General features: G+C 68.7%; 14 protein-coding genes. 11 read left to right on the top strand and 3 right to left on the bottom strand.

Going from position 1 to position 15,544, the window contains the following annotated elements:
- The first annotated feature begins 15 nt into the window (after positions 1–15).
- The 5 genes from Q1K70_RS14875 to Q1K70_RS14855 all read left to right on the top strand — a co-directional run bounded on the left by Q1K70_RS14875 (position 16) and on the right by Q1K70_RS14855 (position 5,911).
- The gene (locus Q1K70_RS14875; RefSeq protein ID WP_300161109.1) at positions 16–996 is read left to right on the top strand and encodes an AAA family ATPase; all 981 of its coding nucleotides are present in this window, start codon (positions 16–18) and stop codon (positions 994–996) included.
- 117 nt (positions 997–1,113) lie between these two features.
- Positions 1,114–2,358, top strand: a complete 1,245-nt coding sequence (locus Q1K70_RS14870) for an HDOD domain-containing protein (protein ID WP_300161107.1) — start codon at positions 1,114–1,116, stop codon at positions 2,356–2,358.
- An 11-nt stretch (positions 2,359–2,369) separates the two neighbouring features.
- Entirely contained in the window at positions 2,370–4,019 is a 1,650-nt protein-coding gene (locus Q1K70_RS14865; RefSeq protein ID WP_300161105.1) for a PAS domain-containing sensor histidine kinase, read from the top strand.
- A 202-nt stretch (positions 4,020–4,221) separates the two neighbouring features.
- Positions 4,222–4,719 (top strand): DUF1269 domain-containing protein, encoded by a 498-nt coding sequence (locus Q1K70_RS14860; RefSeq protein WP_300161103.1) that lies wholly within the window; start codon positions 4,222–4,224, stop codon positions 4,717–4,719.
- Between the two features lie 181 nt (positions 4,720–4,900).
- The gene (locus Q1K70_RS14855; RefSeq protein ID WP_300161101.1) at positions 4,901–5,911 is read left to right on the top strand and encodes an NADH:flavin oxidoreductase; all 1,011 of its coding nucleotides are present in this window, start codon (positions 4,901–4,903) and stop codon (positions 5,909–5,911) included.
- 264 nt (positions 5,912–6,175) lie between these two features.
- On the opposite strand, the gene greA is transcribed toward Q1K70_RS14855, so the two are convergent.
- Positions 6,176–6,664 carry a transcription elongation factor GreA gene (gene greA, locus Q1K70_RS14850; RefSeq protein WP_300161099.1) on the bottom strand — a complete coding sequence of 163 codons (489 nt, stop codon included), beginning with the start codon at positions 6,662–6,664 and terminating at the stop codon, positions 6,176–6,178.
- Positions 6,665–6,909: 245 nt separating this feature from the next.
- Here greA and Q1K70_RS14845 point away from each other — a divergent pair, with 245 nt between their 5' ends.
- From Q1K70_RS14845 to feoB, 5 genes are all read left to right on the top strand, one after another.
- Positions 6,910–7,362 (top strand): nucleoside 2-deoxyribosyltransferase, encoded by a 453-nt coding sequence (locus Q1K70_RS14845; RefSeq protein WP_300161097.1) that lies wholly within the window; start codon positions 6,910–6,912, stop codon positions 7,360–7,362.
- Positions 7,363–7,483: 121 nt separating this feature from the next.
- A complete protein-coding gene (locus tag Q1K70_RS14840) occupies positions 7,484–7,780 on the top strand; it encodes a hypothetical protein (protein WP_300161095.1) in 297 nt (98 codons plus the stop codon).
- An 894-nt stretch (positions 7,781–8,674) separates the two neighbouring features.
- On the top strand, positions 8,675–9,031 hold the full coding sequence (locus Q1K70_RS14835) for a hypothetical protein (protein WP_300161093.1): 357 nt from the start codon (positions 8,675–8,677) through the stop codon (positions 9,029–9,031).
- A gap of 200 nt (positions 9,032–9,231) precedes the next feature.
- Positions 9,232–9,462, top strand: a complete 231-nt coding sequence (locus tag Q1K70_RS14830) for a FeoA domain-containing protein (protein WP_300161091.1) — start codon at positions 9,232–9,234, stop codon at positions 9,460–9,462.
- A gap of 1 nt (position 9,463) precedes the next feature.
- A complete protein-coding gene (gene feoB / locus Q1K70_RS14825; RefSeq protein ID WP_300161089.1) occupies positions 9,464–11,653 on the top strand; it encodes a ferrous iron transport protein B in 2,190 nt (729 codons plus the stop codon).
- A 178-nt stretch (positions 11,654–11,831) separates the two neighbouring features.
- On the opposite strand, the gene Q1K70_RS14820 is transcribed toward feoB, so the two are convergent.
- Positions 11,832–12,251: a helix-turn-helix domain-containing protein gene (locus Q1K70_RS14820; RefSeq protein ID WP_300161087.1), complete on the bottom strand. Its 420-nt coding sequence runs from the start codon at positions 12,249–12,251 to the stop codon at positions 11,832–11,834.
- A 119-nt stretch (positions 12,252–12,370) separates the two neighbouring features.
- Here Q1K70_RS14820 and Q1K70_RS14815 point away from each other — a divergent pair, with 119 nt between their 5' ends.
- Positions 12,371–13,018 (top strand): NAD(P)H-binding protein, encoded by a 648-nt coding sequence (locus Q1K70_RS14815; protein WP_300161085.1) that lies wholly within the window; start codon positions 12,371–12,373, stop codon positions 13,016–13,018.
- 74 nt (positions 13,019–13,092) lie between these two features.
- Here the strand turns inward: Q1K70_RS14815 and Q1K70_RS14810 are convergent.
- Positions 13,093–15,544 (bottom strand): DEAD/DEAH box helicase (locus Q1K70_RS14810; protein ID WP_300161083.1); only part of this gene is annotated, 2,452 nt, incomplete at its 5' end.

The following is a 15,544-nucleotide window of genomic DNA, read 5'->3' as shown; positions in this document are numbered from 1 at the left end:
GCGCCGGAGACCCGCATGACCGTCATCGATCCTTCGCGCCTGGCCGAGGCGGCCGGGCGCATCCGGGATTTTCGCGCCGCCATGGCGCAGGTGCTCGTCGGACGCGCCGATCTTGCCGATCGGCTGCTCATCGCCCTGCTGTGCCGGGGGCACGTCCTCATCGAAGGCGTGCCGGGCCTGGCCAAGACCCTGGCGGTCAAGGCCCTGGCCGCGGCCGTGCGGGCGGACTTCCGGCGCGTGCAGTTCACCCCGGACCTCCTGCCGGCGGACATCGCCGGCACCGAGGTCTACCAGCCGGCCGCCGGAACCTTCGCCGTGCGCAAGGGGCCGGTCTTCACCAACATCCTGCTGGCCGACGAGGTCAACCGCGCCCCGTCCAAGGTCCAGTCCGCCCTGCTCGAGGCCATGGCCGAGCGTCGCGTGACCATCGGCGGCGAGACCTTCCCCCTGCCCGAGCCCTTCTTCGTGCTGGCCACCCAGAACCCCATCGACCAGGAAGGCACCTACCCTCTGCCCGAGGCGCAAGTGGACCGGTTCCTCATGACCCTGGTCCTCGGCTATCCCTCGCCCGGGGAGGAGATGGAGATCGTGCGCCGGGCCAGCCGCGACGAAGCCCCGGCCGTGCCGCCGGTTCTCGACGCCCCGGCCGTGCTCGAGCTGTGCGCCCTGGCCGGACGGGTGCGCCTGGACGAGCGGCTGCTCGCCTACATCGTGGCCGTGGTCGGGGCCAGCCGCGACCCGGCCGCCGCCGGTCTGGGCGATCTGGCCGGGGCCGTGGCCTACGGGGCCTCGCCCCGGGCGGCCATCGCCCTGGCCCGCGCCTCCCGGGCCCGGGCCCTTCTCGACGGCCGGGACTACGTGGTCCCGGGCGACGTCAAGGCCCTGGCCCCGGACGTGCTGCGCCGCCGGGTGCTGCTCTCCTACGAGGCCGCGGCCTCGGGCCTGACGCCGGAAACCGTGGTGGACCGCATTCTCGACACGACTCCGGTTCCCTAGGCGGGGCGGGCGCGTTTCGCCCGAGGCGCGTTCTTGATCGCGGTCCGGCTTGCGGGTATCCTCGCCGCAGGTCGGGCCAGGTGCGTGTCTCCCTTGCTTGCTCGACGACGGAGAGACATGGGCAAGGTCGATATCGACGATCTGCGTTGCGGCATGGCGCTTTCCTGCGACGTGGTCGGCAAAAACGGGCGCAAGCTGCTTTGCGCCGGCACGGTGCTCGAACCCGGGCATTTGCGGGTGCTTCGCATCTGGGGCGTCGGCGCGGTGGACGTGGCCGACGTCACGGCCGGCGCGGGCGAGGCGGCGGGCCACGCCCCGGACAACGGCGGCGAGGACCCGGGCGGGCAGGACGCCGCCCGCGAGCTGTTGGCCCGGCGTTTCGCCCTGGCCGACCGGAGCCATCCGGCCATGGACGCCCTGTACCGCTGCTGCCTGCGGGAGTTCGAGCGCGGCGACCGCTGCCCCCTGCCGCCTGCGCCGCCGGACCCGCCGGCGCAGGGCGACGCCTCCAAGCCCTTGTCCGATCCTCCGGCCGGTCCCGAGGCCCTCCTCGCCGGCGACGCCTCCCTGGCCAGCTTCCCGGACATCTATTTTCGCCTGCGCGAGGCCATCGCCGACCCCGGGGCCTCGGCCGGCCACATCGCCGGCATCATCGGCAGCGACCCGGGCCTGGCGGCCACGCTCCTGCGTCTGGCCAACAGCCCCTTCTACGGCCTGTCGCGGCCCATCGACTCCCTGGCCCGGGGCGTGCTGCTCATCGGCGCGGGGGAGCTGGCCCAGCTCGCCCTGGGCGTGGCCGTGGCCGACCGTTTTCGGGACATCCCGGCCTGCTGCCTGACCATGCGGCAGGTCTGGGAGCATGCCGTGGGCTGCGGCGTGCTGGCCCGGGTGCTGGCCGCCCACGTGGGCGGCGTGTCCCAGGAACGGCTGTTCGTGGCCGGTCTGCTCCACGACCTGGGCCGGCTGGTGATGCTGCGCCGCCTGCCCGGGCACATGGCCGCGGCCATGGCCCTGGCCCGGAAGGAGGGCCTCCCCGTGGCCGCGGCCGAACGCCGGCTCTTCGGCTTCGACCACGCCGCCGTGGGCCGGGCGCTGCTCGCCCTGTGGCGGCTGCCGCCGGAGCTGGCCGAGGCCGTGGGCGGCCATCACGGCGGGGAGGACATGTCCCTGGACGCCTGCATCGTGCATGTGGCCGACGTGGCGACCGTGGCCGCGGGGCTGGGCTTCAACGGCTCCGTGGCGGCCCCGCCCCTGGACCCGGCGGCCTGGGACGCCCTGGGCCTGGACCCGAGCGTGATGACCGTGGCCCTGTCCCAGGCCAGGCGGCAGGTGGACGACATCGTGTCCAGCCTGCTCGGCTGAAGGGGGCATTGGTGGACGACGCCGACCGCTTGCGCTTCCTGGCCGCCCGGGTGGAGAGCCTCAGCCGCGAGAAGGACGCGGCCCTGCTGGCCCTGCAGGCGGCCGCCGGGCTCGGGCATTTCGACACCAGCTACTCCCGCCTGGAAAGCCCGGAGCCGATCCTGGCCGAACTGGCCGCCCGGGTGGGCGAGTTCGTGCCCCTTCGCGCCGTGGCCATGTGGCTGGTGGACGAGGACACCCAGGACATGGTCCTGGCCCTGTCGCGGGGCGGCGCGGCCGGATTCGCCCCCGAAGCCGAGATCGAGGCCCTGATCGCCGACCATTCCTTCGCCTTCGTCCTGGACCAGCCCGGGCCGGCTTTTTTCCGACCCGTCGGCGGCGGGGGAGGGCGGCTGGTGCTCCACCGCCTGGCCACGCCGTCGCGGGTGCGCGGCATGTTCCTCGGGCTGCTGGAGGAGGGGGGGCAGGCCGTCTCGGACACGGCCCTGGCCCTTCTGACCCTGGTGCTCAACGCCGGCGCGGCGGCCCTGGAGAGCTACTTCCTCTACCACCACCTGTCGGACGTGAACCAGGGGCTGGAGCGCACCGTGGCCGAGCGCACGGCCCAGTTGCGCCGCGCCCACGACGAGCTGCGCCTGGTCGTGGATTCCCTGCCGGCCGGCGTGGTGGTCATCGATCCGGCCGACCACCGCATCATGGACATCAACCCGGCCGGCGCGGCCATGGTCGGCCGGCGTCGCGAGGAGGTGGTCGGGCGCACCTGCTTTGACTGCTTCTGCCCGGCCCAGCGCGGCAAGTGCCCCATCGTCGACGACGCCGCCGCGCTGCTGAGCGTGGAGCGGAACCTCCGGGACGCCTCCGGCCGCGAGATCCCCGTGCTCAAGACGGCGGTGCGGGCGAGCCTGGCCGGGCGCGACTGCATCATCGAGAGCTTCGTGGACCTCTCCGAGCAGAAAAAGCTCGCCTCCCTGCGCGAGGACGTGGAGCGCATGACCCGCCACGACCTCAAGGCCCCGCTGACCGGGGTCATCGGCCTGCCCGACGTCCTGCTGGACGACCCGGACCTGCCCGACCTGTACCGGCCCATGCTCGGCCTCATCAAGGAGTCCGGGCTCAAGATGCTCGGCATGATCAACCTCTCCCTCGACCTCTACAAGATGGAGACCGGGACCTACGTCCTCGATCCCCGGCCGGTGGACCTGGCCCGGGTGCTCGAAAACGTCGGTCGGGACCTCGGCCCCCACTTCCAGGCCAGACGGGTGTCCCTGTCCTTCGAGACCGACGGCGCGGCGGGCCTTGGCGGCCCGGTCGTGGTCCTGGGCGAGGAGCTGCTCTATTTCTCGCTCTTTTCCAATCTGCTGAAAAACGCCGTGGAGGCCTCGCCCGAGGGCGGCGAGGTGTCCGTGGCCGTGTCCGGCCGCGACATGGTCTGGGTGTCGGTGCACAACGCCGGGGCCGTGCCCGGGGAGATGCGCGAGCGCTTCTTCGAGAAGTACGCCACCTCGGGCAAGCCCGGCGGCACCGGCCTTGGAGCCTACAGCGCCCGGCTCATCGTCGAGAGCCTCGGCGGGCGCATCTGCTTCGCCAGCGACGAAGCGGCCGGCACCACCCTCGTGTGCATGCTGCCCCGGCCGGACGGCTTGTCGGCGCAGGCCGACTGAGGCGGCCGGCCGTCCGGCCCGCGAACGGGGTTTTCCGGCGTCCGCCCGGGAAGGCGCGTCGCGGCCGCGCGACGATTTGACGTCACGGCGTGTGCGGTGGCGTGGCCGTGTTGCCAACGTTGCGGAAATCAGGCACGGAATGATGACGATTCCCGGCTCCTGTTCGGAATCGATCCCACCAGCCTAGCTAGAAGGAGTCCCTATGAGCGATCTGATCGTCGTCGGCTATGACGATGCATTCAAGGCCGAGGAAGTGCGGTTGAAACTCCTCAAGATGCAGAAGGAATACCTGGTCGACCTCGAGGACGCGGTGGTGGCGGTCAAGAAGGCGGACGGCAAGATCAAGCTCAGCCAGATGTACCACCTGGCCGCTTCCGGGGCCATCGGCGGCGGCTTCTGGGGGGCGCTGATCGGGCTCATCTTCATGATGCCGGTGCTTGGCGCGGTGGTCGGCGCGGCCTCGGGCGCGGCGGCCGGGGCGCTCTCCGACGTCGGCATCGACGACGACTTCATGAAGAAGCTGGCCGAGACCCTCACCCCGGGCTCCTCGGTGCTGTTCGTGCTCATCCGCAAGATGACCGCGGACAAGGTCCTCGACGAGCTCAAGGGCACGGGCGGCAAGGTGCTCCAGACCTCGCTCTCCCATGACGACGAGGAAAAGCTCAAGCAGGCCCTGGCCGCGGCCAAGGCCGGCGCGTAGGACGTTTTTTCGGCGGACCCCGTCCGCGCCGAGGCCCCGTCGCGCCAGCGGCGGGGCCTTTTGCGTTCCGGCGGTATGAACATGCATACCGGGGCACCGGACGGTGCCTTCTTCCGTCGCCCCGGACGCGGCCGTATGAAGGAGGCCGCGAGCCGGACACACCGGCCGCGAGGAGGATGCCATGAAAACGCTTTTCGACGCCGTGTCCGTCAAGGGGGTCCGGTTCCCGAACAGGCTGTTGCGCTCGGCCACCTGGGAACGGATGGCCGACGGGGAAGGCAGGATCACGCCGGAGCTCGTGGCGGTCTACGACAAGCTGCTCGCCGGCGGCCTTGGCGGGATCATCGTCAGCGCCACGTACCTCGATCCGGCCGGCCGGGCCATCCCCGGGCAGATCGGCCTGTGCGACGCCTCCCACCTGCCCGGGCATCGGCGGCTGACCGAGGCCGGCCGGACCGCCGGCGTGCCCATGCTGCTGCAGATGGCCTTCGCCGCCCGAAACGGCGTCGCGTTAAGCGCGGGCGACCCCGCCACGGCCGAGCTCGACGCCCTGCCGGCCCTTTTTGCCCACGGCGCGCGCCTGGCCCGGGAAGCCGGCTACCAGGGAGCGCAGATCCACGCCGCCCACGGCTATTTCCTGAGCCAGTTCACCCACCCGACCGCCAATCCGCGCACCGACGCCTACGGCGGCTCGCCGCGGAAGGGACGGGCCCTTATCGAGGCCATCTACGCGGCCATGCGCCGCGAGGCCGGCGACGACTTCCTCATCGCGGTCAAGCTCGACTGCAAGGACCTTGAGAACACTCCGGGAGTGTACGAGTCCTGCCTGGAGACGGCCGTGGCCCTGGACGCGGCCGGCATCGACCTGGTGGAGGTCAGCGGCCTTGGCGGCAACAGGGGAATGTGCGACGGGCCGGACCAGGACGAATCGGTCCTGGCCGCCCAGGCGGCGGCCGTGGCCTCGGCCGTCGCCGCTCCGGTGGCCCTGGTCGGGGCCAACCGCTCCGTGGAGACCATGAGCGCGCTGCTCGCCGAGACCGGGATCGTCTTCTTCTCCCTGTCGCGGCCGCTTTTGCGCGAGCCGGGACTGGTGGCGCGCTGGCGGGACGGCGACTTGCGGCCGAGCCAGTGCGTCTCCTGCGGCGGCTGCTACGACGAGGCCGGCAACCGCTGCGTCTTCGGCGAGGCGTGATCCGGCCTGGCGCAGACGAAGGGTCCCCGTCCCTTGAGGGGCGGGGACCCGAGTCGGCCGGCCGTTTTGCCCGCAATGCGCTTCGCGGGCGCGAGCTGACGAGAATCCGGGGCGATGGTCTGAAAACGGCCGCGGGACGGCGTCGTCCCGGCGGCCCTCGTGCCGCGTCCTCGAAAAAAAGGGAATCCTTTTTTCAGAGACAGTATACTGATATAATTGTTTTTTCTTGAAAAATGCCGCCGTGTTTCTCTGGGGGGCGCGGCACTAGGCCTGGTCGATGGGCCCGTTGAAGCTGATGGACACGACCTCGTAGTTGATCTTGCCGCGCGGGGCGTCCACCACGAGCTCGTCGCCCACCTGCTTGCCGAGCAGGGCCTGGCCCACGGGGGACAGGATGGAGATGGAGCCCCGGCTGGGTTCGGCCTCGTCCGGGCCGAGCAGGGTGTATTTCTTCAAGTCGCCGGTATCCACGTCCTCGATCTCCACCGTGGCCCCGAAGATGGCCAGGTCGCCGTCCAGGGTGGCCAGATCGATGACGTTGAAGCGCGGCATGCGCGATTCGATGAAGTTGATGCGGGCTTCGAGCATGCCCTGGCGTTCGCGGGCGGCCTCGTAGCCGGCGTTCTCGCGCAGATCGCCTTCCTCGCGGGCTTCCTTGATGGCCTGGATGACTTCCGGCCGTTCTTTCTTGAGCCGTTCCAGTTCGCGCTCGAGTTTCCTGAACCCCTCAACGGAAATAGGAATACTGTCCATCGTCATACCTTGCGATCGGTTGGATTGTCGGGAAAAAAACCAACGACCGCGGCCCCGTCCGGACGGACGCAGCCGCGATGAGGTCGTGGAGACACTCGGTCACGGACGCCTTTTTGGTTAGACCATCCCGCCCGGGCGGTCAAGCCCACGCGGGAGCCGGCGGAGTTGCCCGGACAGGGCGTTTCGCAGTATCCTCGCCCTCGTCGAGCGTTTTCCCCTCACGCCGCCTTGCCCACGGAGCCCCCATGCGCGTCTATCTCGCCGGACCCCTTTTCACCCTGGCCGAGCGCCGGTTCATGGCCCATCTGCGCGACCGCGTCGCGGCGCTGCCCGGGGTCGCGGCCCTGTGGCCGGGGGACCTGTTCGTGGACGACGACCTGCCGGCCATGGGCTCGGCGGCCAAGGAGCACATCTTCCGGGGCTGCCTGACCGGGCTTGCCGGCAGCGACCTGGTGGTGGCCGTCATCGACGGGCCGCAGGTGGACGACGGCACGGCCTGGGAGGTGGGCTACGCCCACGCCAGGGGGCTGCCGGCCTGGGGGTTGCGCACGGATTTCCGGGTGGCCGGCGACACCGCCCATTCCCTGGTCAACTGCATGATCGAGTGTTCGCTCGAAAAAACCTTCCGCGATGTCGATGGGTTGCTCGCGGCCCTGGCCGCGGTCGCCCCGCAGGCGGCCGGGGACGGCGACGGGTAACCAAAGTTTCATTTGCCAGACTGTTACGAATGACATACTACTCGTGACACTTATCCCCAACGTTTCCATGTTCGCGACGTACCGAATTCGCGACGTACCAAGTCTCAGGGATGGCGCAGTCATGACGGAAATTTGTCACGATCCGCTGCGTTACCTGGTGGAACGCCTCTGCTGCCAGGTCTACCTTGACGGGGGCGGCAACGTGCGTCTGGGATTTTCCCGTCGCCACGACCTCACGGCCATGATGACCGCCCAGGGCATCGCCCGGTCCAACGCCGGGGTGCTGCGCGAACGCCTGCGCCAGGACGCGGCGGCAGCATCCTCCGTATCCTCCGACGCTTCGCCTCTCGGCATCGCCGACAAAGACGCCAGCTGGCCCGATCAGGTGGCCCACGGCGCGTTCTGTCCCCTGATCTGACGTTCCCGGCGGCGGCTCGGGCCGTCGCCCGCCCAGCGGATGTCTTCGCCGGGCCGTTTCCCGCAGAATTGTGACGTCACGGGCATGAAGCCGCCCAGACGCATGGTTTTCATGCCAAACCCAGACAGGAACGGCGTTCCGCCGGGCCTTCGCCGGCCACGGGGAACGTCCGGGGGGTTGGGATGGCGACGAACGCGGCCACGGGATCGGTTCTTGTCCTTTCCGACGTCCATTTCGACCCCTTCGCCGACCCGGCGCTGGTTCCGGCGCTGGCGGCCGCCGACGTTTCCCAGTGGAAGTCCCTGTTCGCCTCGTCCGGCCTGACCGGTTATTCCGCCTACGGAACGGACACCAACTACGCGCTGCTCGAATCGTCCCTGGACAGCATGGCCGTCGCCGCTCCCGGCGTGGATCTGATCATTTTCCCCGGCGACGCCCTGGCCCACGGCTTCTGGACCCAATACGCCGAGCTGACCGGGGACGCGAGCGCAGCCGGGCTCGACGCTTTCATCCAGAAGACGGTGGCCTTTTTCGTCGGGGAAGTGGACAGCCGGTTTCCCGACGCCACGGTGCTGTGGACCATCGGCAACAACGACAGTGCCAACGGCGACTACAAAAGCGCCCCCGGCGACGCCTGTTTCAGCCTGACCGCCGAGACACTGGCGACGACGTTTTTCGACAACGGCACGGATCGGGCCGCCTTCCTGGCCGGCTACAGTCAGGGAGGCCACTACGCCGTCGAGCCGGACGGGCCGACCGGCGTCAAATACGTGGTGCTCAACGACCGCCGCCACTTTCGCCGGCCACACCCACCGCGACGAGTTCCGTCTCGTCTCCTTCGACGCCGCCTATACGGCCGTCGAGCTCGCGAGCGTTTCCCTGTCCATCTCGCCCGTGGACGGCAACAACCCCGGCTACGAGATCTATGCCTACGACACGGGCAGCGGCACGCTTCTCGACAAGGCCACCTCCAGCCTGAACCTGGCCGCGCCGGCTTCGGGCTGGAGCCTCGAATACGATTTCGCCGACGTCTACGGCCATTCCCTGGCCACGCCCGGGGACTGGCTGACCGTGGCCGGCGGCGTCATGCTCGACCCGGTCTCCCAGACGGCCTATTCCAACTACTGCACGGCCCAGGCGGACACGCCGGCGGCGGTCACGCCCCGGACCCTGCCCGTCTACTGGCTGGCCATGACCAACGCCACGCCCGCGGGGTACGCTGCGTCGGCGTCCCTGCTGGCCGCGACCTGATCCCGGGCTTGGCCGCGCCGCCGTCTTGCCTCGGGGGCAGGTTTTTTCGCCGAAGCCTCTCGGGGTTGTTGACAATGATATTGAGTATCATTTACAGATTGCCTCCGACGCCCGTCCGCGCCCGGGAGCGTCGCGTTTCCCCGGGCGCGGACCACCGACCGCCGCAAGAATCCGGCGGCGGGTCTACAAGGAGGGGAGCCATGGTCACATCGATGCGGCAGCTGGCCGTCAATCAGAAGGGGTGCATCAACGCGGTCACGGCGAGCGGGGAGCTCGGTCGCCGCATTCGGGACATGGGCCTCGTGCCCGGCACGCAGCTCATGGTGGTGGGGCGCGCGCCCCTGGCCGATCCCGTGGCCGTGCGCATGAAGGGCTTCACCCTGTCGCTTCGCAACAACGAGGCGGACTACATTTCCGTGGAGGCGCTCTAAGATGGCGCAGACCATCCGCGTGGCCGTCTCCGGCCAGCCCAACTGCGGCAAGAGCACGATGTTCAACGCCATCACCGGCGGCTCGGCCCGGGTGGGCAACTACCCCGGCATCACCGTTGACCGCCTGGAAGGCGTCTACCGCGAAAACGGGCACATAAGTCACCTGGTGGACCTGCCCGGCACCTATTCCCTGACCTCCTATTCCATGGAGGAGCTGGTCGCGCGAAACGTCATCGTGGACGAGCGGCCGGACGTGGTCATCAACATGATGGACGCCACGGCCCTGGAGCGCAGCCTCTATCTGGCCGTGCAGCTCATGGAGATCGGCGCGCCCCTGGTGCTCGGGCTCAACATGATGGACGAGGTGCGCCGCAGCGGCGTGACCATCGACGTGGACAAGCTCTCCAGGCTCCTCGGCGTGCCGGTGGTGCCCTGCGTGGCCCGCGTCGGCCAGGGCGGCAAGGAGCTCATGCGGGCCGTGGCCGAGACGGCCGAGCGGACCAAGGGCAAATGGTCGCCTTTCCGGCTGTCCTACGGCCCCGACCTCGATCCGATCATCGAGCGCATGACCAAGGTCATCGAGGCGGCGAACTTCCTGACCGGCCGCCACGACCCCCGCTGGGTGGCGGTCAAGTACCTGGAAAGCGACGAGCAGGTCATGGCCGAGGGCAAGAAGGCCGGAACGACCCATGACGACCTGCTGGCCCTTTGCGCCGAGGCCGAGGCCGTCACCCGCCAGCACAGCGCCACCACCCCTGACGCCATCATCGCCGACTGGCGCTACGGCTTCATCAACGGCCTGATCAAGCAGGGCGTGGTCAAGGGCGGCGACGAGCTGCGGCGCAACAACTCGGACAACATCGACAAGCTTGTCACCCACCGGTTTTTCGGCCCCCTCATCATGCTGGCCGTGCTCTACGGCATGTTCCTGCTGACCTTCTCCCTGGGCGAGTATCCCAAGGGCTGGTTCGAGGCGGGCTTCGAGTGGCTGGGCGAGATGGGCACGACCTACATTCCCGAGGGGCACCTCCAGTCCCTCGTCGTCAGCGGCATCATCGGCGGCGTGGGTTCGGTCATGAGCTTCACGCCGCTGATCTGCATCATGTTCGCCATGCTGGTCTTCCTGGAGGACCTCGGCTACATGGCGCGCGTGGCCTACATGCTCGACCGGGTGCTGCGCATCTTCGGGCTGCACGGCATGTCGGTCATGCCGCTGATCATGTCCGGCGGCATCCCCGGCGGCTGCGCCGTGCCCGGCGTCATGAGCGCCCGCACCCTGCGCAGCCCCCGCGAGCGCCTGGCCACCATCCTCACCGCGCCCTTCATGGTCTGCGGCGCCAAGACCACGGCCTACCTCATGCTCGTGGCCGCGTTCTTCCCGGAAAACCCGACCCGGGCCATGTTCCTCCTGGTGCTTGCGGCCTGGGCCTTCGTGCTGCTCGTGTCCAAGCTGCTGCGTTCGACCCTGATCAAGGGCGAGAGCACGCCCTTCGTCATGGAGATCCCGCCCTACCGCCTGCCGACCTTGCGCGGCGTGCTGCTGCACACCTGGGAGCGGGTCTGGCAGTACATCAAGAAGGCCGGCACGGTCATCCTGGCCGTGTCCATCCTCATGTGGGCCGTCATGACCTTCCCGGAGCTGCCCGAGGACACCGTCGCCCAGTACGAGACGCAAAAGGAGCAGGTGGCCGAGAAGGTCAAGGCGGACAACCCCTCGGCCAACGAAGAGGAGCTGGCCAGCCTGACCGAGGATGCCCAGAAGGAGATCGACGACGCCCAGAACGAGGAGGCGCTCAAGTACTCCGCCGCCGGCCGCGTGGGCGAGGCGCTCACGCCCCTGACCAACCTGGCCGGCTTCCCCTGGCAGGCCAACATCGCGCTCATCGGCGCGTTCGCGGCCAAAGAAGTCTTCGTGTCCACCATGGCCACGGCCTACTCCATGGGCGAGGTGGACCCCGAGGAGTCGGGGAGCCTCAGCGAACGCCTGGCCGCCGACCCGGCCTGGACCCTGCCGGCGGTGCTGGCGGTCTTCGCCTTCATGCTGCTCTACACGCCCTGCATGGTCACGGTGGTGGTCATCGCCCGGGAGTCCAACTGGAAATGGGCGGTCTTCTCGGTGGTGGGCGGGCTGTGCTTCGCCTTCGTGGTGGCCGTGGCCATCTACCAGATCGGCACGGCGGTCATGGCCTGACCTTTACGACGAGTCCTCCCGGCGGGGCTGGCTTCGGCCCGTCCCGCCGCCTGCAAAAGCCGACGCCCGGGGCAGCGATGCCCCGGGCGTCTGGTTTTGGGAAGGGGAAGCGGGCGAGGGGCAGGCGTTTTCAGGGAGCGCCGGAGGCGTCCGCGCGCCTTGGCGTAGGCCGACGACGTCAGCCGCCGCATCCGGCCGCGCCGGAGGCGTCCGTGTGCGCCTCGTCATAGGCCCGTCGCGCCCCGGCCACGGCCTCGCGGTGGACCGTGGCCCAGCTGGCCAGGGCCGCTATGGGCTCGCGCAGGGACTGGCCGAGGTCGGTCAGGGCGTAGCCCACGGCCGGCGGCCGGCCGGCCTGGACCGTGCGCGCCGCCAAGCCGTCGCGCTCCAGTCCTTGCAGGCTCTTGGACAGCATGCGCTTGGAGATGCCGCCCACGGCCCGCTGCAGTTCGTTGAACCGCGTCTGGCCGCGCTCCCCCAGGTTCAGGATGACGAGCACGCTCCATTTGTCTCCGATGCGGTCGAGCACCTCGCGCACCGGGCAGGGGCCGGCCCGGCGCGCGGCGGCCTCGGGGGAGTCGGCGTCGTTTGCGGTCATGGGAACGTCCTTTCGGGTAACGGCCGTGTTACCTGGGCAGGTGCAGTTGCCTTCTTCACAACCTGGTAACAAATGATAACCTTCCTGCAAAGCGGCCCGCCGCCGCAAGGAGGAACATCATGCGCATCGCGATCATCGGGGCCACGGGCTACGTCGGTTCCGTCGTTTTGCAGGAGGCGCTGGCCAGGGGCCATGAGGTCACGGCCGTCGTGCGCCATGTAGAGAAGCTGCCGTCCCATCCGAAACTCACGGCTCGGGCCGTGGACGTGGCCGACGTCGCCGGCCTGGCCGAAGCCCTGGCCGGGAGCCAGGCCGTCATCCACGCCTACGCGCCGCCGCGGGACCTGCCGGTCGACGCGCGCATCGCCGCCCAGCGCCAGGGCACGCGCGCCATCCTCGACGCCATGAAGCGGGCCGGGGTCGGGCGCATCCTGGCCGTGGGCGGAGCCGGGACGCTCGTCGTGCCCGGCGGCGGGCGCAACATGGACCGGCCGGATTTCCCCAAGGAGTGGGAGGGCGGGGCCAGGTCCACGGCCGAGGTCAAGGAGATGCTGCGGCTGGAGCCCGGCATCGAGTGGACGTTTCTCTCGCCGTCGCACCTGCTCGTGCCGGGCGAGCGCACCGGCGCCTTCCGCCTGGGCCTGGACGAACTCCTTGTCGGCCCGGACGGCGAGAGCCGCGTGAGTCTCGCCGACTACGCCATGGCCCTCCTCGACGAGCTGGAAACCCCGAAGCACACGGGACGGCGGTTCACGGTGGGGTATTGAGCAACGTCTGCCGCCGGTCGCAAAAAAAGGGGCCTCGCGGCCCCTTTTGGTTTTCTTTCGGCGCTCGCCGCCGCCTACACCTCGAACAGCGACTCCAGGTCCGTCCTGGTCAGGGACTTGAAGGCGTCCTGGCCCGGGATGATGGCCTCGGCCACGTCCTTCTTCTGCTCCTGGAGCTTGAGGATCTTCTCCTCCACCGTGTTCTGGCAGATCATCTTGTAGGAGAACACCTGACGCAGCTGGCCGATGCGGTGGGTGCGGTCCGTGGCCTGGTTCTCCACGGCCGGGTTCCACCAGGGATCGTAGTGGATGACGTAGTCGGCGCTGGTCAGGTTGAGCCCGGTGCCGCCGGCCTTGAGCGAGATCAGGAACACCTTGATGTTCTCGTCGTCGTTGAACCGGTCCACCTGCTCGAAGCGGTCCTTGCTCGAACCGTCGAGGTAGGCGAAGGGCACCTGGCCGATGGTCATCCAGGAGCGGATGATGTGGAGCATCTGCACGAACTGCGAGAACACCAGCACCTTGTGGCCCTCCTCGATGCAGTCCGTGATGAGGTCCTTGAAGGCGTCGAACTTGCCCGAAGGCAGGTTGGTGTTGACGCCGGGCAGGTCGAGCTTGAGCAGGCGCGGGTGGCAGCAGATCTGGCGCAGCTTGAGCAAAGCGTCCAGGATCGACATCTGCGACTTGGCCATGCCCTTCTCGTCCACCGTGGCCAGCACCTGTTCCTTGAGCTTTTTGGCCAGGGCGGCGTAGAGGTCGAGCTGCTCGTCGAGGAGGTTGCAGTAGTAGACGTTCTCCACCTTGGGCGGCAGGTCCTTGGCCACCTCGGACTTGGTGCGGCGCAGGATGAAGGGCCGCACCCGGCCGCGCAGGTATTCGAGCGTCTCCTCGTCGCCGTCTTTTATGGGCTTGACGATGCCGCGCTGGAAGGAGTTCTGGCCGCCCAGAAACCCGGGCATGAGGAACTCGAACAGCGACCACAGCTCGAAAAGGTTGTTCTCGATGGGCGTGCCGGACAGGCAGATGCGCGTCTTGCCGTTGAGGCGCCGCACGGAGCGGGCCGTTATGGTGTTGGGGTTTTTTATGTTCTGCGCCTCGTCCAGGATGATTGCCGCGAATTCGAACTTGAGCAGTTCGTCGAGGTCGCGCCGCAGCAGGGCGTAGGTAGTGATGACCAGATCGGACTCGCCGATCTTTTTGAACATGTTCTCCCGGCGCGCGCCGTAGATGATGAGCTGCTTGAGGTCCGGGACGAATTTGTCGGCCTCGCGCTCCCAGTTGGGCAGGACCGACGTGGGCACGATGATGAGGTTCGGGCCCCTGGCCCCGCGCTCCACGTTGTGCTGAATGAACGACAGCGTCTGGACGGTCTTGCCGAGGCCCATCTCGTCGGCCAGGATGCCGCCGAAGCCGTAGTCCTTGAGGAAGTTGAGGTACGACAGCCCCTGCACCTGATACGGCCGCAGGTCCGCGTGCAGTCCCTTGGGCGGGCGCACCTGCACGATCTCGCGGAAGCTGTGGATCTTCTGGCGCAGGGTGTTCCAGAAGCTGTCCGTGCGCGCCTCGGGCAGGTCCTCGAGGATCTTGTCCAGGACCGGGGCCTCGAACTGCTTGAACTTGCTCTGGGGCGGCTTGTCCGTGTCGTAGCCGAGCGCCCGCAGCTTGTGGGAGAGCTTCTCCAGCCACGATTCCGGCAGGCTGGTGTAGGAGCCGTCCTTAAGCTGCACGTAGCGCTTGCCCTGGGTCCAGGCCTTCCAGATCTTGTCGATGGGCACGCGCTGGTCGTCGTACTGCACGGCCAGATCCAGGTCGAACCACTTCTCCTTCTCGTCGGACTCCACCTCGGCCACGATCACGGGCTGGGACAGGCGCACCTTGTAGCGCGTCAGGTTCTTTTCGCCGAAGACGCGGTACTTCTCCACCAGCTTGGGGTAGGCGTCCAGAAGGAAGACGATGGCCTCCTCCGGCTCCAGGAACCAGTTGGCGTTGTTGCGCGGCTGGAAATTCATCTCCTGCAGCTGGGCGATCAAGGCGGCCTCGGCCTCCTGGTCGCGGGCCATCAGGAAGCTCTTGCCCTCGTACTGGTAGGAGCCGGTCTGCAACTCCGGGTTGGGGCCTTCCTGTGACACCTCGCCGTGCTCGGTCTCGTAGACGTTCTGCACCTGCAGGGTCAGCAGGCTGCCTTCCTCGTCCAGGAAGAGCTTGGGGTCGTAGCGCGCGGGCAGGAAGCTGGGCTTCATGCGCGCCAGGAACTCCTCCTGCCCATGCAGGTCGGAGGCGGGGACTTTGGTCCAGACCCGGTCCAGAAACTCGGAGACGTCCGCGTTGGGGATCACGGGCGGATGTTCCACCATCTCCCGGATGAACTGGGCGGACAGGCCGGTCTGCACGGGGTAGAAGCTCTTGTTCCAGCAGACCCACAGGGGCAGGTTGCCGTAGAACAGGGCCTGCTGGCCCTGGATGGCGAAGGGCGCCTTGCCCGGGCGCGCCAGGTAGATGTCGAAGCGCAGGCCCTGGTGCTCGTCC

Origin of the sequence: Solidesulfovibrio sp., from assembly GCF_029978005.1 — a bacterium.
Classification (GTDB): domain Bacteria; phylum Desulfobacterota; class Desulfovibrionia; order Desulfovibrionales; family Desulfovibrionaceae; genus Solidesulfovibrio.
Note: the sequence above shows the minus strand (reverse complement) of the source record. Positions and strands in the feature narration are given on the sequence as shown.

Excerpts from the sequence above, each read along its gene's own strand:
- Q1K70_RS14875 (WP_300161109.1), top strand. The coding sequence starts at position 16 with ATGACCGTCATCGATCCTTCGCGCCTGGCCGAGGCGGCCGGGCGCATC.
- Q1K70_RS14870 (WP_300161107.1), top strand. The coding sequence starts at position 1,114 with ATGGGCAAGGTCGATATCGACGATCTGCGTTGCGGCATGGCGCTTTCC.
- Q1K70_RS14860 (WP_300161103.1), top strand. The coding sequence starts at position 4,222 with ATGAGCGATCTGATCGTCGTCGGCTATGACGATGCATTCAAGGCCGAG.
- Q1K70_RS14855 (WP_300161101.1), top strand. The coding sequence starts at position 4,901 with ATGAAAACGCTTTTCGACGCCGTGTCCGTCAAGGGGGTCCGGTTCCCG.
- greA (WP_300161099.1), bottom strand. The coding sequence starts at position 6,664 with ATGGACAGTATTCCTATTTCCGTTGAGGGGTTCAGGAAACTCGAGCGC.
- Q1K70_RS14845 (WP_300161097.1), top strand. The coding sequence starts at position 6,910 with ATGCGCGTCTATCTCGCCGGACCCCTTTTCACCCTGGCCGAGCGCCGG.
- Q1K70_RS14840 (WP_300161095.1), top strand. The coding sequence starts at position 7,484 with ATGACGGAAATTTGTCACGATCCGCTGCGTTACCTGGTGGAACGCCTC.
- Q1K70_RS14830 (WP_300161091.1), top strand. The coding sequence starts at position 9,232 with ATGGTCACATCGATGCGGCAGCTGGCCGTCAATCAGAAGGGGTGCATC.
- feoB (WP_300161089.1), top strand. The coding sequence starts at position 9,464 with ATGGCGCAGACCATCCGCGTGGCCGTCTCCGGCCAGCCCAACTGCGGC.
- Q1K70_RS14820 (WP_300161087.1), bottom strand. The coding sequence starts at position 12,251 with ATGACCGCAAACGACGCCGACTCCCCCGAGGCCGCCGCGCGCCGGGCC.
- Q1K70_RS14815 (WP_300161085.1), top strand. The coding sequence starts at position 12,371 with ATGCGCATCGCGATCATCGGGGCCACGGGCTACGTCGGTTCCGTCGTT.